Origin of the sequence: Janthinobacterium sp. SUN120, assembly GCF_030397735.1 — a bacterium.
In the GTDB taxonomy this organism is placed as follows: domain Bacteria; phylum Pseudomonadota; class Gammaproteobacteria; order Burkholderiales; family Burkholderiaceae_D; genus Janthinobacterium; species Janthinobacterium kumbetense.
In genome coordinates this window covers 804,787-824,662 of sequence record NZ_JAPUBW010000002.1, presented here as the reverse complement: position 1 = coordinate 824,662, position 19,876 = coordinate 804,787, and the positions used below count along the sequence as shown (strand labels likewise).

Sequence of the window (19,876 nt, the reverse complement as noted above, 5' to 3'; positions counted from 1 at the left end):
AATGCTTGAGTGCGCAAGTGTAAAGCAATGCCGCTCAATACAGCGGCTGGCCTTGCTCCAGCCACTGTGCGCGGTGCAAGTCCAGCAAGGCGCCCAGTTCGGCGTCCGCATCGAAGGCGGGGTCGTCGGGCAGCTTGAGCGTATCGATGACGGCGCAGGAAAAGGCCGCCGCGCCGTCGCGCCGCCAGTCCGCCTGCAGCAGGGCGTTGCGGTGCTTGCCCAGGTTCAGCTCGAAGCGGTGCCGGTTCAGCATGCCGGGCGCGTTGCGGCTGCTGTCGAGCAAGGTGCGCCCGCTGGGCAAGTGCCGCAAGGCGATGATGCCCAGCGGCGGCGGCTGTTGCCGGTAGTGCGCTTTCAATGTTGCCTGTCGTGTCTTGTCCATGTTTTACTTCTCCGATATCGTTTGGGTAATCGTTTCCGGTCCGGCGATGCGCGGGATGGCGGTAAATAATGCGGCCGCCACGGCGGCCGCCAGCAGCAGGGCGCCGCCGCCGCAGAACAGCTCGCCAACGCTCAGGTGGCGCAGCAGCGCGCCCGTGGCCGCCGCCGACAGCGGCGCCAGTCCCAGGAAGATGCCCATGAACAGGGCCATCGCCCGGCCCAGCATGGCGGGCGCCACGCGCCGCTGTATCCACGTAAAGATGGCCACCTGCAAGTAGCCGCCCAGCAACCCTGTCACGGCCAGCAGGGCAGCGCCTTGCCAGGCCGAGCTGATTTGTCCCAGCGCCATCAGCAGCAGGCCGACGACCGCGTCGACGAGCAGCAGGGTGGCGCCGAAGTGGCGGCGCAGCCAGGCACCGCCCAGGCTGGACGCCAGCATGCCGGCCAGGGTGCCGGCGCCATGCGCGCCCATCAGCAAACCCAGCGCGGAGGCGCCATGCAGGCGCTCGCTGGCCAGCACGGGCAAGGCCACTTGCAGCGGCCCCATGACGAAGAATGCCACCACCGCCCAGTACGCATAGCAGCTGCGCAAGGGAAGGTCGCGCCACACCATGGCCAGGCCCGCCGCCATGTCGCGCCACATGCCCTGCGCCGCCGCCGCGGCCAGTGGCCGCAGGCTCACTTGCCGCAAGGTCCACGCGGAGAACAGGAACGTCAGCGCATCGATGGCAAAGGCGGCGGCCAGCGCCGTCATGGAGGTGTGCTGCGCGCCATCGTGGGCGCCGAGCACGAGCGCCGCCAGCAGGGGGCCGGCCAGCAGGGACAGCTGGCGCGCGCCCATTTGCAAGCCATTGGCGTTCTGCAGCGATTGCGGCGGCACGGCTTGCGGCAGGATGGCCGTGCCGGCGGGAATGCCGAAGGCGGCCGCGATACCCAGCGCCAGCGCGGCCGCATACGCGAGCGCCAGGCTGGCCTGGTCCAGCAGCAGCAACCCCGCCAGCGCCAGCAGGATGGCGGCGTTCGCGTATTTGCTCAGCAGCATCACGCGCCGGGGCGAATAGCGGTCGGCGATGGTGCCGCCCAGCAAAATCAGCACGGCGCGCGGGGCGCCCATCAGGGCCACGGCGATACCCAGGCTGAGGCTATCGCCCGTCAGGCTCAGCACCAGCCAGGGCAGGGCCAGCATGCTGAACTGGTCGCCCAGCATGGAGACGAGGCCGCCGCCCAGCAGCCAGCGGAAGTTGGTATTGCGTAGCAAAGGAGGTTCTGCGGTGGTGGGCATGGTTGACCTGTCCGTGTTTAAAGATTGCATGGTAGTTGATAAAAGCTTGAGTAGTCAAGTATATTGCTTTTTATGCCGGCAGCGGAAGCTGGCGCCGCATGGGCCGCCGGCGCTTGCGCTATCATGGCGGCCATGACTGATACCACTGCCCCCACCCTCTACGAGACCATCGGCGGCGCCCCCGTGCTGCGCGAAATGGTCGACCGTTTTTATGACTTGATGGAACTCGAAGCCGAGTTCGCCGGCATCCGCGTCATGCATCCGCCTTCGACGGACGGTTCGCGCGACAAGCTGTATTTCTTCCTGACGGGCTGGATGGGCGGCCCGGACTTGTATATCGAGAAATTCGGCCACCCGCGCCTGCGCGCGCGCCACTTGCCCTACGCCATCGGCACCAGTGAGCGCGACCAGTGGCTGCGCGCCATGGCCTGGGCCATGGAAGACACGGGCATCGAAGAGTCCTTGCGCGTGCGCCTGATGGAATCGTTCTATCAGACGGCCGACTGGATGCGCAACAAACCTGACTGACACCCATGAGCCCAATCGAGTTCTACAGCCTGCTGGGCGCCGCCATCGTCGCCATCGTCCTGTTGCTATTGATCTTGCTGCGCCCGCGCGGCGCGGCCGGCGATGGCGCCACCACCCTGGCCCTGGTGCAGCAGCACCAGCAGCAAAGCCTGGAGCGCATCGACCGGGTCGAGCGCGAAGTGCGGCTGCAACTGCAGGCGTCGGCACAGGCGACGCGGCAAGACCTGGCCACCAGCCTGGCGCAATTCCAGGCGGCGACCCTGCAGCAGCTCGACAGCCTGCGCACGCAGATGCAGGCGCAGGGAAAAGTCGGGCGCGAGGAACAGGCGCAAAGCCTGGCGCGCTTTGCCGACAGCACCAACCAGACCCTGGCGCAGCTGACGGAATCGAATGCGCAGCGCATGCTGGAAGTGCGCGCCACCCTGGAAAGCAAGATCCGCGATTTGCAGGCCGACAATGGCGCGCGCCTGGAAGAGATGCGCAAGACGGTCGACGAGAAATTGCACACCACGCTGGAGACGCGCTTGACGGCCTCGTTCCAGCAAGTGTCGGAGCGGCTGGAAAAAGTCCACCAGGGACTCGGTGAAATGCAGCAGCTGGCGCTGGGCGTGGGCGACCTGAAGCGGGTGCTCACCAACGTCAAGACGCGGGGAACATGGGGCGAAGTGCAGCTGGAAATGCTGCTGGAGCAGGTACTCACTGTCGACCAGTACGCGAAGAACGTGGAAACCTTGCCGGGCAGCGGCGCGCGCGTGGAATTCGCCCTGAAACTGCCGGGCCTGTCCGATGGCGGGCCGCCCGTGTGGATGCCGATCGATGCGAAGTTCCCCAAGGAACAGTACGAACGCCTGGTCGAAGCGGCCGAGCGGGCCGATGCGGACGGCGTGGCCCTGGCCGGACGCGAGCTGGAACGGGCCGTGCGGGGAGAAGCGAAAACCATCGCGGACAAATACCTGGCGCCGCCGCTGACCACCGACTTTGCCATCCTCTTCCTGCCCACGGAAGGCTTGTATGCGGAAGTGTTGCGCCGCCCGGGCCTGGCCGATGAATTGCAGCGCGTGCACCGGGTCAGCATCGCGGGGCCATCCACGTTGACGGCCTTGCTCAACAGCCTGCAAATGGGTTTCCGCACTCTGGCGCTGGAAAAGCGCTCGTCGGAAGTGTGGCAAGTGCTGGGCGCCGTGAAGACGGAATTCGGCAAGTTTGGCGACGTGCTGTCGCAAACCCGGTTGACCCTGGAAAAGGCGGCGAAGAATATCGAAAGCGCGGAAGTGCGCAGCCGGCAAATGGCGCGCAAATTGAAATCCGTGGAAGCCTTGCCGGGCGAGGCGGCTGCCTTGCTGCTGGGTAAGGCGGACGCGGGGCTGTCCGCCGAAGCGGACGGCGAATAGCACCGCCGTCGTTCAGGCCGCCGCCGCAGGCCGGCGGCGCAGCGTGGCGCAGACGGTCAGCGCGAGTCCCGCCAGCAGCATGGCCCACGTTTGTGGTTCCGGCACGGCGGGCAGGACGGACAGGCCGCTGGGCGGCAGCGAAGGCAGCATGACGGTGGGGTTGAACGGCTCGACGAAGATGCTGCTGCCGCGCGGTGGCTGGCCACCGCCTATGCCCGACGGCAACATCGTGTCGCGGCTGCCGCGCACGAAATCGAAGCCCGGCAGGGGCAGGCCGGCCACCACGGCCGGCGGCGCCGCGCCCGTGAGCGAGCCGCCATGCGCGGCGACGGGATGCTCGATGACGGGCACGCCCGTTGCCGCCGGCGCGGCCGCTGCCGGCGTTGCACCGCCGGGCGCGGCGCCAACCGGTGCCGTGCCAGCGCCGCGCGGCCCGGCCGCCGCCTGCGTGATGCGGCTGACATTGCGGCACACGGTGGGCACGAGGATGCAGGCGCCCTGCACGCAGTACACGAGTCCCCTTTCCTGCATCTGCTCGCTCCAGCCTGCCCGCGTGACATTGCGGCAGACGCGGCCCGGGCCGAAATGCATGTCGCTGATGCGCGCATCGTAATTGCCCTTGCCGCGGATGGCGTCGCGGCTGATCACGACGATTTCATCATACTGGCGCGCGCGCATGCGCGCCTTCAATTGCTCGCGCACCTGCGGCGCGATGTCCGGGTACCTGTCCACGGCGGCCACGACATCGCCCATGAACGGGTCGGCGCCGGGGCGGTTCCAGCTGCAGTTGTCCAGCACGTCGGCCCGAGGGGCCCCTTTGGCATGGGCGGGCGGCGGCGCGAGGGTCAATAGGCCAAGCAGGCAAGCCGCTCCCAGCATGCTGGCGCCCGCGCTCCAAGAGCGGTGTCTCATTATTAGTTTCCTCGTGAAAACAATATCAAAATTGAACTTTTCGTATAAGTTCGGATGTTATCACCGAAGAAACTTCAATATCAACAAATAAATAAAATAATTACAATTAGTGTTGTGTTTGTTGATATGTTATTTAAAGAAATAATTAGCATTTTTATCTCAATAGGCGAGCAGTTTCCGGGAGGAAAATTGATTGCGAAGGGGCAATGCAAACGGCCCGCGCAAGGCGGGCCGTTCGGGAGGGGAAGCTTGGGGATGCGCCGCCGGCGGCGCGGCAAGGGATGCTTAGATGCGGCCCGGGCAGGCTTGCGTATCGAAGGCGGGATAGCCGATGGCGGGCAGCTTGTGCAGCCAGGTGCGCATCAAGGTGCGCGCGCCTTGCGCATCGTACTGCCGCCCTTGCTGCAAGTCGGCGGCGAGCGTGTCCAGTTCTGCGCAGATCGATTGCTTGCCGGCCTGGGCCGCCAGCAGGGAGGCCAGCAGTTCCGGCAGCACGGACGCCGCCGGCGCCGCCTGGCGCGTGGCGCGGTAGTACTGCCAGTAGCGCCCGGCGGCATCGCCATCAAAGCTGGGGACGAAACCGAACGTGGCGTCATCGCGGTGCAAGCGGTACACGGTGGGAAAGTAATGCGGGCCCGTCAGTTCGCCAGGGAAGCGGTCGCGCCGCAGGACGTCGATGGCCAGCGATCCGTCGCGCTCCACGCGCACGGGACTGGGCGCATCGTACTGGTCCACGCTCACCATGGCGGGCGAGGTGCCTTGCATGAAAATGATCTTTTGCGTGTAATGGCGCCCGCCCAGGTGGCCGCACAGGGCGACGAAGCGGTCGTCGAGGGCGGTGACGGCCGCAACGGCGCCGCAGCCGGGCCGCAAGGGCGTGTTTTCCTGCCACACGAGCGCCTGGTCGCTGGTGCGCACGAGGCGGATGCGGCCCACGGGGTAGCCGCGCGAGTCACCGCGTGCATCCTCGATGCGTTCGTCGAAGCGCACCGTGTAGCCATTGCTGTGCACTTCGCCGGCGTATGCCGTCATGCCCTGCAGCAGGGCCAGTGCCAGTGCCAGTTTCATACCAATCCCTGGAACAGCACGATATCGACCAGGTCGCCTGCGGCCACGTGGCCTTGCGCTTCGTGCAGCACGATCATGCAATTGGCTTGCGTCATCGAGCGCAGGATGCCCGAGCCTTGCGCGCCCGTCACGCGCACGTGCTGGCGCCCGTCCGCGCCGCGCTCGACGATGCCGCGCTGGTATTCCGTGCGGCCCCGTTTCTTGCGGATCGCCGCTTGCGCCGCCACTTGCAGCAGCGGCAGGGCGGACGTGTCCGCGTCGGCGCCCATCAGGCGCAGCAGGGTGGGGCGGGCGAGGAAATAAAACGCCGCCATCACGGCGACCGGGTTGCCTGGCAGGCCCAGCAGCAAGGCCGATTCGCCTTCGCTGGCAATCCGCCCGAAGGCCATGGGGCGGCCCGGGCGCATGTTGATTTGCCAGAATGCCACGTCACCGAGGCGCGCGAGGATGTCGCGCGTGAAATCGGCCGCGCCGCTGGACACGCCGCCCGAGGTGATGATGACGTCGGCCGTGGCGCAGGCGCCGCGCAGGGCCGCTTCCAGCGCTTGCGGATTGTCCTTGACGATGCCCATGTCGAGCACTTCGCAGCCCAGGCGCGTCAGCATGCCCAGCAGGGTGTAGCGGTTGCTGTCGTAGATGCAGCCCGCGTCGAGCGGCTCGCCGATCGAGCGCAATTCGTCGCCGGTGGAAAAGAAGGCCACGCGCAGGCGGCGGCGCACGGGCACCGTAGCGATGCCCAGCGAGGCCAGCAAGCCCAGCTCGGCCGGTCCGAGTATCTTGCCTTGCAGCAGGGCCGGCTTGTCCTGCATCAAGTCTTCACCCTTGAAGCGGCGGTTGTCGCCGGCGCGGATGCAGTCTGGTGCCACGGTAATGCTGGCGTCGCCCGCTTGCAGCACCAGTTCCTGCGGCACCACGCTGTCGCAGCCATCTGGCATGACGGCGCCCGTCATGATGCGCGCGCATTGGCCGCGTCCGATTTTGACGGTGCCGGGACGCCCGGCCAGGATGGTGTCGACCACGGCCAGGGTCACGGGGGTGTCGCCGCCGAGGTCGGCGCCAAGGTCAGCTCCGTAAAGCGCATAGCCATCCATGGCGGAATTGTCGTGCGCGGGCACGCTGATGGGCGAGATGATGTCGGCCGCCAGGATGCGTTCGAACGCTTGCGGCAGCGGCAGTTCCTCGATGTCGGCCACGGGCGCGACCGTGTCGGCCAGGATGGCTTGCGCCATCGGCACGGACAGGCCCTGCGCCTGCAGGGCGGCCAGCTCGTCCGGGGTATTGATGTTGCCGAATGCACTATTGTTTTCGAAGAGCACTTCGGCCAGTTTCAGGGGGCCGTGCCAGGTGCGCATGCGGCGTTCGCCGCCGCGCAGATAGGCATCGAGCTGGGGCAGGGCGGATGTTTTTACCAGGCAAAAGACGGGGTGGGGGCGGCGTACGGCCGCTCCCGTCGCCGCATCGATTTCCTCGGTGACGGCGATGGCCAGGTCGGCATTGCTTTGTGTCAAACCGGCGGCCAGGCGCGCCGCCAGGTCGGGCGGCAGCAGGGGCGAGTCGCACGGCACGGTGAGCAGATAAGGCGTGTTGGCGTGCTGCATGCCGCTGTGCAAGCCGGCCAGCGGCCCCAGCTGGCCTGGCAGCACGTCGGGCCACACGGGCAGGCCGAAGTGCGCGTAGTCGCCCGCATCCGCGTGGACGCTGAGGGCCAGCTGGCCCACTTGCGGCGCCAGGCGCTGGGCCACGTGGCGCGCCAGGGGCTGGCCATGCAGGGGCAGCATGCCCTTGTCGCGCTGGCCCATGCGCGTGCCGAGGCCGCCGGCCAGGATCAGGCCGGTAATGTCGTGTTTGTTGATCATGTCAGGTAGGAAAATTGGTGCATGCGCCATGGTAGCAGCGGCGGGCGCGCGCTGCGCCCGATTCAGCCGCCGATGTACGACATTTCCACTTTCTTTTTACCGTGCTCAAGCGCACCGCCCGTCAAATCCGTCTGGCTGGTGCGCAATTGCGAATAGCGGTCGCCGCGGCCGCGCCACAGTTGCGCCACGGCCGAGGAGATTTCCGCATCGCTGCGGCCGCCGCGCAGCAGGCTGCGCAAGTCGTGGCCGCTGCTGGCGAACAGGCACGTGTACAGCTTGCCCTCGGTCGAGAGGCGGGCGCGGCTGCACTCGCCGCAGAACGCTTGCGTGACGCTGGAAATGAGGCCGATCTCGCCGCTGCCATCGGCATAGCGCCAGCGCGCCGCCGTCTCGCCCGCGTAGTTCGGGTCGATGGGCAGCAAGGGCATGTGCGCGGCGATGCGCCGCGCCACTTCCGCTGAAGGGATGACTTCCTGCAAGTTCCAGCCGTTCGAGGCGCCCACGTCCATGTATTCGATGAAGCGCAGGATGTAGGGCGTGCCCTTGAAGTGGCGCGCCATGGGCACGATTTCCTGCTCGTTCATGCCGGCCTTGACGACCATGTTGATCTTGATGGGCCCCAGGCCCGCCGCGTGCGCCGCATCGATGCCGTGCAGCACGTCGGCCACGGCGAAATCGACGTCGTTCATGCGCTTGAAGGTGGCGTCGTCGAGCGAGTCGAGCGACACGGTGACCCGGTTCAGGCCCGCATCCTTGAGCGCCTGCGCTTTTCTTGCCAGCAAGGAACCATTGGTCGTCAGGGTCAGGTCCAGCGGCTGGCCCGACGGCGTGCGCAGGTCGGCCAGCATGGCGATGAGCTTTTCGATATTCTTGCGCAGCAGCGGCTCGCCGCCCGTCAGGCGTATCTTTTCCACCCCGTGCGCGACGAACAGGCGCGCGACGCGCGTGATTTCCTCGAACGACAGCAAATCCGTGTGCGGCAGGTAGACGTGGTTCTTGTCGAATACGTCCTTGGGCATGCAATACACGCAACGGAAATTGCAGCGGTCGGTAATCGAGATGCGCAGGTCGTGCAGGGGCCGGCCCAGGCTGTCGGCCACGTTGCCGCTGGGGCTATCCAGCTGCGCGGGAATCGCCAAAGCCCCATTGCGGGCTTCGGCGAGGTAGATAATCTTGTCAGCCATGAAAGGTGATACCACTTACGTTGAGTCGTTCAAGGCAGATACGATAGCACGAGGCCGAAGATGGCACAGGCGAGCAGCAATTTGATGGTGCCCACTTGAAACTTGATCAGCGCCACGCCGGCCGCCAGCGCGATGGCGATCGCCAGCCAGTCCCAGTGCGGCAGCGGGTTTTCTTGCCAGAAGACATGGCGGCCAAAGAACAGGGCCAGGCTGGCGATGACGCCCACCACGGCCGCCGAGATGGCCGTCAGGGGCGCGCTCAGGCGCAGATTGCCGCGCGATGCTTCCACCAGCGGCGCGCCGGCCAGGATGAAGATGAACGAGGGCAGGAAGGTGAACCAGCTGGCGACGAGCGCGCCGCACACGCCCGCCAGCCACAGGTGTTCTCCCGTCACGGCATGGCTCCAGCCGCCGACAAAGCCGATGAAGGCGACGATCATGATCAGGGGGCCGGGCGTCGTTTCGCCCAGCGCCAGGCCATCCATCATTTGCGCGCTGGTGATCCAGTGGTAGTGCTCGGCGGCGCCCTGCACCAGGTAGGGCAGCACGGCATACGCGCCGCCGAACGTCAGCAGGGCGGCCTTGCTGAAAAACACGCCCATCTGCGCCAGCGGCTGGTCCGCGCCGCCCGCCAGCGCCAGGCCCAGCCAGGCGAGGAAGGCCAGGGCCAGGCCCACGGCGGCCGTGCCAAGCAGGCGCGGCCAGCTGAAGCGCGCATGTTCCGGCGTGGGCGTGTCGTCATCGATCAGGGCGGCGCCGTAGCGGGCCGCGCCGCCATGCGAGGCGGCGCCGGCATGGAAGTGGGCCGGCAGCCAGCGGCCGCCCGCCATGCCCAGCAGGGCTGCGGCGAGCACGATCAGCGGAAATGGCAGCCGTAGCGCGGCGATGGCGACAAATGCACCGGCCGCGATGGCGATCAGGCCGGGGCTGCGCAAGGTGCGCCGGCCCAGGCGCCAGGCGGCCGCCAGCACGATGGCGACGACGGCCGGCTTGACGCCGTACAGGATGCCGGCGATGGCGGCCACGTGGCCATATGCCATGTACAGCCAGGACAGGACGATCAGCAGCAGCAGCGAAGGCAGCAAAAACAGCAGGCCCGCCACCAGGGCGCCGCGCGTGCGGTGCATCAGCCAGCCGATGTAGATGGCCAGCTGGGTCGCCTCCGGCCCCGGCAGCAGCATGCAGTAGTTCAGGGCGTGCAGGAAGCGCTGTTCGGAAATCCAGCGCCGCTTTTCCACCAGTTCCGCATGCATCATGGCGATTTGCCCGGCCGGGCCGCCAAAGCTGACGCAGCCGAGCTTGAGCCAGTACCAGAAGGCGCTGCGCAGGCTGACGGGGGAGGGAAGTTGGTTGGCGTTCTCGTGCATGGCGGCTGGCTGGCAAGGGTGGGGACGTAAAAAAGGGGAAGCCTGAGCTTCCCCTTTCATCATCGGCGGCTGGGCGAACCCGGCACGCTTATGGACGTTGCGTGTTGACCTGGATCAACGGCTCATCCGATTGCGGCGGCAATGGCTTGCGTTCGCGCGGCTTGCGTACCGGAGCGACTGCCTTGGCGGCCGCTTCCTGCGCCAGGCGCAGTTTTTCCGGATCGGTGGCAGCCAGGGTCAGGCCGGCCGAACCGAGCACTGCGCTCAAGTCCAGCGGCGCGGCCACTGGCGCGGCAGGTGCCGGGGCAGGCGCGGCGACAGGTGCCGGCGCAGGAGCAGGCGCAGGAGCAACTTCGGCAACCACCGGCGCGGCTTCCGCCACGACAGGTGCCGCTTCGGCTACCGGCGATTCTTCCACCACGACGACCGTTTCCACGACAGCAACTGCTTCCACGACTGGCGCCGCTTCGACGATGACTTCCGCTGGCGCAGGCGCAGGTGCAGCTTGCGCTTTCTCGGCGAAGCTGTACTCGGCAACCGGCGCCGGTTCGGCAGCGGCTGGTTCAGCTTGCGCTGCAGCCGCTTCGACAGGGGCTGCCGGCACGATCACTTCAGCAACTGGGGCAACTTCTGCGGCAGGAGCGGCTTCTTCGACCTTGGCGATGTCCACGACCTTGGCCACTTCCGCCACTTCCACCACTTCAGCCACGACGGCTGGCGCGGCTTCGGCGGCAGCTTCCACTGGCGCGGCAGCGACAGCAGCTTCCGGCGCCGGAGCAACCGTAAAGCTGATCACTGGCGCATCCTGGCCTTCGTTCTCGCCATTTGCCGATTCGATCAGCTCGCCCGTTTCGCGGTCGCGGCGGTTGCGGTTACGACCACCACGACGACGACGGCGGCGCGGTTCTTCGCCTTCCACGTCGTTTTCCGTCTCTTCGCCTTCAGGACCGGCATTCGCCGGTGCTTTCAGCAGGTTGGCCGGTGCGGCGTCGGATTCAGGGCCGCTGGACGGCACGACGACGTTCACTGCGCTGGCGGTGGCGCCAACCAGTGCCAGCTCTTCAGCTTTCACTTCAGCAACAACAGCCTTGTCGGCGCGTGGTTCGCGGCCTTCGCGTGGCTGGCGTGGCGGACGTTCGGCACGTTCCGGACGCTCGGCGCGCTCCGGGCGTTCCGCGCGTTCAGGACGTTCGCCCCGTTCGCGTGGCGCTGCCGTTGCATCGCCGCCTTCGCGTGCTTCACGCGGTTCGCGTGGCGGACGCGGCGGGCGTGGCGGACGGGCCGCTTTTTCCAGTGCTTCCGCTTCTTTCGCGGCATCGTCCTGGGCTGGACGGCCTTGGCCAGGTTCGCGCTCTTCGCGGCCAGGCTTGCCATTGCGGCCACGGCCACGCGGGCCACGGCTGTTGCGGTCGCCGCGGTCGGCGCCGGCCGGCTTGGCTGGTGCGACTGGGGCGGGTGCCGGTGCCACCGGTGCCGGGGCGCCGGTGAAGAAGCTGATGATCTTGGCGATCAGGCCTTGCGGCGCGGCAGGCGCGGCCACGGGAGCCGGTTTCGCTTCGACGGGCTTGCGCTCGACCAGCGGTGCCGGCTGGTCAGGGGTGATCGTCTTGACGACGGCTTCCTGGCGCGGCTTGGCTTCTTCCTTCTGGCGCTTGCTGTAAGCCATGTCGGTTTCAGCGCTTTCGGCCAGGTTGTAGCTGGCCTGGCTGTCTTCCAGACGCGGATCGTCGTGCTTGATGCGTTCCAGCTTGTAGTGCGGCGTTTCCAGATGCTTGTTCGGGATCAGGATCACGGCGATGCGGTGGCGGTTTTCGATCTTCAGTACTTCGCCGCGTTTTTCGTTCAGCAGGAAGGCGCCCACGTCCACGGGCACTTGCACGTGGATGGTGGCCGAGTTTTCCTTCATCGCCTCTTCCTGGATGATGCGCAGCACCTGCAGGGCGGACGATTCCGTATCGCGGATGTGGCCGGTGCCGGAGCAGCGCGGGCACGTCACGTGCGAGCCTTCGGACAGCGAAGGACGCAGGCGCTGGCGCGACAGTTCCATCAGGCCGAAGCGGGAAATCTTGCCCATTTGTACACGGGCACGGTCATGGTGCAGGGCATCTTTCAGGCGCTGTTCCACTTCGCGCTGATTTTTTGCCACTTCCATGTCGATGAAGTCGATGACGATCAGGCCGCCCAAGTCGCGCAAGCGCAGCTGGCGGGCCACTTCTTCGGCCGCTTCGCAGTTGGTGTTGAAGGCGGTCGTCTCGATGTCCGAGCCGCGCGTGGCGCGGGCCGAGTTGACGTCGACGGAGACCAGCGCTTCCGTATGGTCGATCACGATGGCGCCGCCCGATGGCAGCGGCACGGTGCGGCTGTACGCCGTTTCGATCTGGTGTTCGATCTGGAAGCGCGAGAACAGCGGCACGTCGTCGCTGTAGCGTTTCACGCGGTGCACCATGTCGGGCATCACGTGGCTCATGAACTGGTGCGCCTGGTCGTAGATCTCGTCGGTGTCGATCAGGATCTCGCCGATGTCGGGCTGGAAGTAGTCGCGGATGGCGCGGATGACGAGCGACGATTCCTGGTAGATCAGGAAAGCGCCGTTGGCCGACTTGCCGGCGCCTTCGATGGCGCGCCACAGTTGCATCAGGTAATTCAAGTCCCACTGCAGTTCATCGACGTTGCGGCCGATGCCGGCGGTGCGGGCAATGACGGACATGCCAGCTGGCAAGTCCAGTTTATCCATGGTTTCGCGCAATTCCTGGCGCTCTTCACCTTCCACGCGGCGCGATACGCCACCGCCACGCGGGTTGTTCGGCATCAATACCAGGTAACGGCCGGCCAGCGAGACGAACGAGGTCAGGGCGGCGCCCTTGTTGCCGCGCTCTTCCTTTTCCACCTGGACCATGATTTCCTGGCCTTCGCGCAGCGCTTCCTTGACGGAGGCGTTACGCACGTCCACGCCTTCGCGGAAGTACGTGCGGGCAACTTCCTTGAAGGGCAGGAAGCCGTGGCGGTCTTCGCCATAGCTGACGAAGCACGCTTCGAGCGATGGCTCGATGCGCGTGATCACGCCCTTGTAGATGTTGGATTTGCGCTGTTCGCGCCCGGCTGTCTCGATATCGATGTCGATCAGTTTTTGTCCGTCGACAATCGCTACGCGCAGTTCTTCTTGCTGCGTGGCATTAAACAACATGCGTTTCATTTTTATAACTCCGCGACCCGTAGGCCATCTCAAAGCCGCTTCCGGGGAAGCGGCGAAGTACAGGGATATATGCGAGAACGGGAGTGCTGGCGGGGGAAATGCCTAGGCGTGCAGAGCAACAACGCGTACGAGGTATACGTTACGGCCGCAACAGGCGCGGTGAGGTCGATCGTCATGCCGAGTGCACAGGACACCTGCAACTCATCTGAAGCAGCCCGGATGTCGGGGGCAGAGAATGCAAGTGGTCAGCAAATTCAGAGCCAAATCGTAAGCCGGCTCATTACAGGGATCGCGATGGCGAGGCTTGGCCTCAGCCTATTCATCGACAACCCTCAGTATTGTGGCCGCATACGGGGTTTGGCGAAAACGGCAAGCGTTATCAACTTCATCAACCCGCGAGCCCGACTCGATAAGTCGCGCTAACGGGTACTTATCCTTATAATCCAATACACTCACTTCAGCATCTCCACGCGTTATCCGATTACAACTACGGTGCAACCTTGATTCGCGCAGGGATGGTGCATATACATTTTTTTCCACCGAATTTGCAATTTGGCGAGGCCGGTGGAGACGCCCCTGTGTAAAATGTGCTTTTATTCTTACACTCGCAGCAGCCAGGGCCGCAGCAAAAACAATTATATATTCAAAATGAAGGACTTAGAGAGATTTCTGGGAAGACATAGTAAATGAAGAGTCAAAATGATGTTGTTCCCCCTTCAACACCCCCGGTTCAGCCGCAAGCCCAATTCGTAACGATCGCCGAGGAAGAAGCAGGCCAGCGCATCGACAACTACTTATTAAGAGTGTGCAAGGGAGTGCCTAAAAGCCACATCTACCGGATCTTGCGATCGGGAGAAGTGCGGGTTAATAAAGGCCGTATCGATCAGCTGTACCGTCTCGCCGCCGGCGACGTGGTGCGCATTCCACCCGTGCGCGTGGCCGAAAAGGCCGCCACGGGCGCGCCGGCCGCCGAATTCAAGATCATCTTCGAAGATGCGCAGCTGCTCGTCATCGACAAGCCGGCCGGCGTGGCCGTGCATGGCGGCTCGGGCGTGTCGTTCGGCGTGATCGAGCAATTGCGCGCTTCGCGCCCCGACGCCAAGTTCCTGGAACTGGTGCACCGCCTGGACCGCGACACGTCCGGCTTGTTGTTGCTTGCAAAGAAACGTTCCGCGTTGACGAATCTGCATGAACAGATGCGCGACGGCGTCACGGACAAGCGCTACCTGGTGCTGGTGGCGGGCGACTGGAAGAATGCGCGCCAGCATATCAAGTTGCCGTTGCATAAATATACGACGGCCGAAGGCGAGCGCCGGGTGGCCGTGCAGGCCGATGGCCTGGCGTCGCACACGGTGTTTTCACTGTTGCATAAATATCACAACTTCGCCTTGCTGGAAGCGGAATTGAAGACGGGACGCACGCACCAGATCCGCGTGCACCTGTCTTCGTCCGGTTTCCCCATCGCCGGCGACGATAAATATGGCGACTTTGCCCTCAACCGTGCCCTGTTGAAAGCCGACAGCACGCGCGGCGCCCTGAAACGCATGTTCCTGCACGCGCACCAGATCACGTTCACGCATCCGGAAACGGGCAAGACGATGACCTTGAACGCGCCGCTGGCTGCCGAATGCGAGCGTTTCTTGGTAAGCTTGGGCAAACCATTGGCCGTTGCCGCACGCTAAATATCCACCGTGCGCGCGACACTACCCACAAGGTAGTCAGTCGCCAGCATTCATTCTCAAGGAGCCGGCGGCTATGCCGTCGGGAAACATGGCAAGAAAGCAATTTGATCTGATCGTCTTCGATTGGGACGGTACCCTGATAGACAGTACCTCGACCATCGTCAAGTGCATCCAGGCGTCGGCCAAAGACCTGGGCTTGCCAATTCCCACCGAGTTGCTCGCTTCGCACGTGATCGGCCTGGGCTTGCAGGAAGCCATGCAGCTGGTGATGCCCGACGTGGAGCCGAAATACCATGCGCGCATGGCGGAACGCTACCGTTATCACTATCTGTCGCGCGACCATGAGCTGGCCTTGTTTCCTGGCGTCTACGAGATGCTGCAAGAACTGTCGCAGCAAGCATATTTCCTCGCCGTCGCCACGGGCAAGAGCCGCGTCGGCCTGAACCGCTCCTTGAATGCCGTCAAGCTGCTGTCCTTGTTCGATGCGACGCGTTGCGCCGATGAAACCTTTTCCAAGCCCCATCCAGCCATGCTGCAGGAACTGACGCGGGAACTGGGGCAGGACATGCGCCGCACCGTGATGATCGGCGACACCAGTCATGATTTGTTGATGGCAAGCAATGCAGGCGCGGCTGGTATTGCCGTAGAGTATGGAGCGCATCCGGTGGCACAGTTGCAAGCTTGCAATCCCCTGTATTCGGCCGCCACGGTGGCCGAGCTGCATCAATGGCTGAGCGAGCACGCATGATGAACGATGTTGTCGACGTTTTCATCTGTGCCGCCGACGCCGTGGCCGATGGCGGCAAGGGCGTGCGCTTTCCCGTCTCGGCCGGCGGTGAAGCCACCACGGGCTTTGTCGTGCGCCATGGCGGCAAGGCGTATGGCTACCTGAACCGCTGCGCCCACGTGCCGATCGAGCTGGACTGGGCGGAAGGCGAGTTTTTCGAGTCCAGCGGCTTGTACCTGATGTGTTCGACGCATGGCGCCATCTATGTGCCGGAAAGCGGCTACTGTGCGGGCGGCCCCTGCAAGGGCGGGCGCTTGCGCCCGATCGCCGTGGCCGAGCGCGATGGCCAGCTGTACTGGCAACCCGACGAGTATGTCCAGCCGCTGCCGGCCTGAGGCCGGGGCAGGCCTTCTGTAATTTACGCAAAGTGAACCATGAGCGATAACACGAATGACAAGCTGGACAGTAGCGCGCCAGCCGCCGGCCACGGTGCCCCTGCGGGACACTGGGAGCGCGAGGTGCTGGAAAAGCTGGTATTTGCCACTTTGCAAGAGCAACGCGCGCACCGCCGCTGGAGCATCTTTTTCAAGGTCTTCGGCTTGCTGATCGTGCTGTTCGCCCTGTGGGTGTTTTATGACTACAACACGGCCGACGACAGCGAAACCCTGGGCCGCCACACGGCCCTGATCGACATCAGCGGCGCCATCGAGTCCGAAGGCAGCGGCTCGGCCGCCGTCGTCATCCCCGCGCTGGACAAGGCGTTTTCCGATGCCGGTTCCGTAGCCGTGGTGCTGCATATTAATAGTCCGGGCGGCAGTCCCGTGCAGGCCGGCATGATCGTCGACGAGATGCAGCGTTTGCGCAAGGGCTATCCGGACAAGCCTTTATATGTGGTGGTCGATGAAATGTGCGCCTCGGGCGGCTATTACATCGCCGCCGCCGCCGACCGCATCTACGTCAACAAGGCCAGCGTGGTCGGTTCCATCGGCGTGCTGATGGATGGCTTCGGCTTCACGGGCGTGATGGAAAAGGTGGGCGTCGAGCGCCGCCTGCTGACGGCGGGCGAGAACAAGGGCTTCATGGACCCGTTCAGCCCCCTGACGGAAAAACACAAGGCGTATGCGCAAGGCATGCTCAATGAAATCCACCAGCAATTCATCGACGTGGTGCGCGCGGGACGGGGCAAGCGCCTGAAGGAAACGGCCGATACCTTCTCCGGCCTGTACTGGACGGGCGCGAAAGCCGTGGAAATGGGACTGGCCGACGATTTCGGCACGGTCGACAGCGTGGCGCGCGACATCGTCAAGGCGGAAGACATCGTCGACTACACGCAGCATGAAGGCTTGCCGGAACGGGTGCTGAAGAAGTTTGGCGCCGCCATGGGTGCGGGTGCCATGAAGGCGGCCGTGCAGCAGTCGCAACCGGCGTTGCGCTGAGGACATCACTCTTGGCAGGCAGGCAAGCCAGTCGAGAATGATTTTCAATAAGGTGGTAAATTGGCTTGAAAATAGGGCTGCTTGGGCTATAGTGAAGGCGTAGTTCTTTTCAAGGAGGGGCGATATATCAACTATGTTGTCAGTACTAACTTGATTGGCAGGTCTTGGAACTACTCGCCGCATCGCAGATGTGGTTTTGAGTGAATTTACATTCCTCACTAAAGTCCCGATGGGGCTTGGGAACGGCGGCGCAATGCCGCCGTTTCCTTTTGTGCGTCGTTCATGCTCGATGGTCCGGTATCGCTGGATGGGGTTGGGCGTGCTGGCAAGGCAGGCATGCGAGGGCGTGGCATGGCTGGTCGGATGGGCCGCGCTCAGACGGCGCAGCCGTTGCAGTGCACGGGCAGGGGAACGGCGCTGGTTTCCCTGGCTGCTGTTGCACCGGCGTCAACGTTGCTGCCGATGTCGGACGGCATGTCCGCCATGGCGGGCGCGGTCACGTTGTCGGCCTGCGCATCTGCGTGCGCAAAACCGCCCAGTTCCAGCCAGCACATGAAATGACATTGCGCCTCGGCATGCCAGCGCGTCTGGCTTGCCGGCGATGGCGGCGCGTCCGCATCCTGTGGCGCAGGGGCGGTGCTCCAGCGCGCCACGCCGAGTCTGACCTTGTGCATGGCCGCCTGTTCTGCGGCGATGCGCAGGCGCATGTCGGCGATGTTGCCTTGTAAGGCGATGGTATCGGTATGCTCCATACGATGTCCTTGTCAGTCGTTGCCTAGTTATTATTCCTAAACCTCGTTAGGCGGATTCCTAACGAAGTTTCAGTCTATCAACGCGATATTCCGAGCGCTTGATATTTCTCAAAGGAATCAACCATTTCTCGCCAAATCTCACCTTGTTCTTTTTGGTATTTCTGCGTGCACCATGGTTTCGTGCCGCCTGGGCCGCCGCGCGGACGCCAGGCGCCGCCGCTTCACGCTGCCAGCCGCTTCTGGTAAAGTCACGCCCATGAGTAAATTATCCCTAGACCGCATCCTGCAATCGCAGGGTTTTGGCACCCGTAAATATTGTCGTTCCCTTATCGAGGATGGCGATGTCGTCATCGATGGCGTCACCCAGACCAATTACCGCACCACCGTCGAGACCGAAGGCCTGGTGCTGCACGTGTTCGAAGAAGAGTGGGTGTACCGCGCGCACCTGTACCTGGCGCTGAACAAGCCCGCCAACTTCGAATGCTCGCGCAAGCCCAGCCATCATCCTGGCGTGCTGACCCTGCTGCCGGAACAATTCACCTGGCGCGAAGTCCAGCCCGTCGGCCGGCTCGACCACGATACGACCGGCATGCTGCTGATGTCCGACGATGGCCCGTTTATCCATGCACAATCGTCGCCGAAGCGCCACGTTCCGAAGATTTACCAGGCCACCACGCAAGAGCCCGTGACGGATGAGCTGGTGGCCCTGCTGCTGGCCGGCGTGCAATTGCACGACGAGCCGGCCCCGCTGGCGGCCCTCGTCTGCGTCAAGCGCGGCGAGCACCAGCTGGAAATCGTGCTCGAGCAAGGCAAGTACCACCAGGTCAAGCGCATGCTGGCCGCCGCCGGCAACCATTGCAGTGCGCTGCACCGTTCCGCCATCGGCAGCCTGACCCTGGAATCGCTGGGCATCGCCGAAGGCGAGTGGTGCTACCTCACGCCCGAGCAGATCGCGCTCCTGGCCTAGCCCCTTCCTGACCGCCAAAGCCGGGGATATCCCGGCTTTTTGGCGTCTTTAGTCTCCATTGCCTGCATTTGACGAAGTTTCCCGCACATGAAATTAGCTACCCTGAAGGATGGCACGCGCGACGGCCAGCTGGCTGTCGTCTCGCGCGACCTGAAAACGGCCCATCTGGCCGATGGCATCGCCTCGACCCTGCAAAAGGCGCTCGACGACTGGAGTTTCATCGCGCCCCAGCTCGATTTGCTGTACCAGACCATCAATAGCGGCCGCGGCCATCGCGCCTTCGAATTCGATCCCGCCAACTGCATGGCGCCCTTGCCGCGCAGCAGCCTGCGCGTGGCCGGCGCAGCCTACCTGCAGCAGATCGAGCGGGCCTGCAAGGCGGCGGGCAGCGAGGCGCCCGCCAATCTGCGCGATGCGCCGCGCCTGTACCAGGGCGCCAGCGACGATTTCCTGGGCGCCCAGGACGAGATCGTGCTGGCGCACGAGCAGTGGGGCATCGACTACGAAGCGGGCATCGCCGCCATCACGGACGACGTGGCCATGGGGTCGACGCCGGACCAGGCGCACCTGAACATCAAGCTGTTGATGCTGGTCAACGACATCACCTTGCGCAACCTGGCGCCGGACGAGCAGGCGAGTGGTTATGGTTTCCTGCAGGCGAAACCGGCCATGGCGTGCTCTCCAGTCGCCATCACGCCCGACGAGCTGGGGGACGCCTGGCGCGGCGGCAAGGTGCATTACGCGCTGCGCTGCAGCCTGAACGGAAAGTTGACGGGCCAGCCCCATGCGGGCGCCGACATGGCGTTCAATTATCCGCAATTGCTCGCCCACCTGTGCCAGACGCGCAATGCGCGCGCCGGCAGCGTGGTGAGCGCGGGCGGGGTCGCCAACAAGGAAGTCAAGAAGGGATTTTCCAGCATCGTTGAGCGACGTAACCAGGAGATGATCGCCGATGGCGTCGCCGGCACGCCGTATTTGCTGTTCGGCGACGTGGTCCGGCTGGAAATGCTGGGCGATGACGGCAAGTCCCTGTTTGGCGCGATTGAACAGACGGTGAAACAGGCTGAAGCGCGCAAGTCCCGCTAAGGTTACTGGGGAGCAAAGGAAAAGCAGGGGATTCGCCCTCCTTTTCCCTTGATGGCGTTGCGGT

At 64.5% G+C, this 19,876-nt stretch carries 17 protein-coding genes; 8 read left to right on the top strand and 9 right to left on the bottom strand.

The genetic code is table 11. The features are described 5' to 3' along the window. Window positions 1-34: 34 nt before the first annotated feature. Window positions 35-382 carry a GIY-YIG nuclease family protein gene (locus tag O0879_RS13415; RefSeq protein WP_150131032.1) on the bottom strand — a complete coding sequence of 116 codons (348 nt, stop codon included), beginning with the start codon at window positions 380-382 and terminating at the stop codon, window positions 35-37. A gap of 3 nt (window positions 383-385) precedes the next feature. Next, the gene (locus O0879_RS13410; protein WP_289916874.1) at window positions 386-1,663 is read right to left on the bottom strand and encodes an MFS transporter; all 1,278 of its coding nucleotides are present in this window, start codon (window positions 1,661-1,663) and stop codon (window positions 386-388) included. 132 nt (window positions 1,664-1,795) lie between these two features. Here O0879_RS13410 and O0879_RS13405 point away from each other — a divergent pair, with 132 nt between their 5' ends. Next, on the top strand, window positions 1,796-2,191 hold the full coding sequence (locus O0879_RS13405; protein WP_034785429.1) for a group II truncated hemoglobin: 396 nt from the start codon (window positions 1,796-1,798) through the stop codon (window positions 2,189-2,191). 5 nt (window positions 2,192-2,196) lie between these two features. Then, the gene (rmuC, locus tag O0879_RS13400; RefSeq protein ID WP_289916871.1) at window positions 2,197-3,582 is read left to right on the top strand and encodes a DNA recombination protein RmuC; all 1,386 of its coding nucleotides are present in this window, start codon (window positions 2,197-2,199) and stop codon (window positions 3,580-3,582) included. 12 nt (window positions 3,583-3,594) lie between these two features. Here the strand turns inward: rmuC and O0879_RS13395 are convergent, their stop codons facing one another. From O0879_RS13395 to O0879_RS13370, 6 genes are all read right to left on the bottom strand, one after another. Further along, the gene (locus tag O0879_RS13395) at window positions 3,595-4,494 is read right to left on the bottom strand and encodes an MHFG family PEP-CTERM protein (RefSeq protein ID WP_289916868.1); all 900 of its coding nucleotides are present in this window, start codon (window positions 4,492-4,494) and stop codon (window positions 3,595-3,597) included. A gap of 285 nt (window positions 4,495-4,779) precedes the next feature. Beyond that, a complete protein-coding gene (locus tag O0879_RS13390; RefSeq protein WP_289916866.1) occupies window positions 4,780-5,562 on the bottom strand; it encodes a hypothetical protein in 783 nt (260 codons plus the stop codon). Then, window positions 5,559-7,418: a gephyrin-like molybdotransferase Glp gene (gene glp, locus O0879_RS13385; protein WP_289916864.1), complete on the bottom strand. Its 1,860-nt coding sequence runs from the start codon at window positions 7,416-7,418 to the stop codon at window positions 5,559-5,561. The genes O0879_RS13390 and glp overlap by 4 nt, the downstream gene beginning before the upstream one ends. A gap of 62 nt (window positions 7,419-7,480) precedes the next feature. After that, window positions 7,481-8,602 (bottom strand): GTP 3',8-cyclase MoaA, encoded by a 1,122-nt coding sequence (moaA, locus tag O0879_RS13380; RefSeq protein ID WP_289916862.1) that lies wholly within the window; start codon window positions 8,600-8,602, stop codon window positions 7,481-7,483. A gap of 29 nt (window positions 8,603-8,631) precedes the next feature. Next, on the bottom strand, window positions 8,632-9,969 hold the full coding sequence (chrA, locus tag O0879_RS13375) for a chromate efflux transporter (RefSeq protein ID WP_289916860.1): 1,338 nt from the start codon (window positions 9,967-9,969) through the stop codon (window positions 8,632-8,634). Window positions 9,970-10,057: 88 nt separating this feature from the next. Then, window positions 10,058-13,162: an Rne/Rng family ribonuclease gene (locus tag O0879_RS13370; protein ID WP_289916858.1), complete on the bottom strand. Its 3,105-nt coding sequence runs from the start codon at window positions 13,160-13,162 to the stop codon at window positions 10,058-10,060. A 686-nt stretch (window positions 13,163-13,848) separates the two neighbouring features. Between O0879_RS13370 and O0879_RS13365 the strand changes: the two genes are divergently transcribed. From O0879_RS13365 to O0879_RS13350, 4 genes are all read left to right on the top strand, one after another. Beyond that, window positions 13,849-14,844 (top strand): RluA family pseudouridine synthase, encoded by a 996-nt coding sequence (locus O0879_RS13365; RefSeq protein ID WP_077407877.1) that lies wholly within the window; start codon window positions 13,849-13,851, stop codon window positions 14,842-14,844. 88 nt (window positions 14,845-14,932) lie between these two features. After that, on the top strand, window positions 14,933-15,592 hold the full coding sequence (locus O0879_RS13360; RefSeq protein ID WP_035821424.1) for an HAD-IIIA family hydrolase: 660 nt from the start codon (window positions 14,933-14,935) through the stop codon (window positions 15,590-15,592). Then, a complete protein-coding gene (locus O0879_RS13355) occupies window positions 15,589-15,966 on the top strand; it encodes a Rieske 2Fe-2S domain-containing protein (protein ID WP_115057572.1) in 378 nt (125 codons plus the stop codon). The genes O0879_RS13360 and O0879_RS13355 overlap by 4 nt, the downstream gene beginning before the upstream one ends. Window positions 15,967-16,005: 39 nt before the next feature. Next, a complete protein-coding gene (locus O0879_RS13350; protein ID WP_289911206.1) occupies window positions 16,006-17,007 on the top strand; it encodes a S49 family peptidase in 1,002 nt (333 codons plus the stop codon). A 374-nt stretch (window positions 17,008-17,381) separates the two neighbouring features. Here the strand turns inward: O0879_RS13350 and O0879_RS13345 are convergent, their stop codons facing one another. Then, window positions 17,382-17,759 carry a hypothetical protein gene (locus O0879_RS13345; RefSeq protein ID WP_289916856.1) on the bottom strand — a complete coding sequence of 126 codons (378 nt, stop codon included), beginning with the start codon at window positions 17,757-17,759 and terminating at the stop codon, window positions 17,382-17,384. A gap of 256 nt (window positions 17,760-18,015) precedes the next feature. Between O0879_RS13345 and O0879_RS13340 the strand changes: the two genes are divergently transcribed. Together O0879_RS13340 and O0879_RS13335 are read left to right on the top strand one after the other, a co-directional pair. After that, entirely contained in the window at window positions 18,016-18,726 is a 711-nt protein-coding gene (locus tag O0879_RS13340) for a 16S rRNA pseudouridine(516) synthase (RefSeq protein WP_034754110.1), read from the top strand. Between the two features lie 87 nt (window positions 18,727-18,813). Further along, complete coding sequence (locus O0879_RS13335) at window positions 18,814-19,812, top strand: fumarylacetoacetate hydrolase family protein (RefSeq protein WP_289916855.1); 999 nt, start codon at window positions 18,814-18,816, stop codon at window positions 19,810-19,812. Window positions 19,813-19,876: the final 64 nt, after the last annotated feature.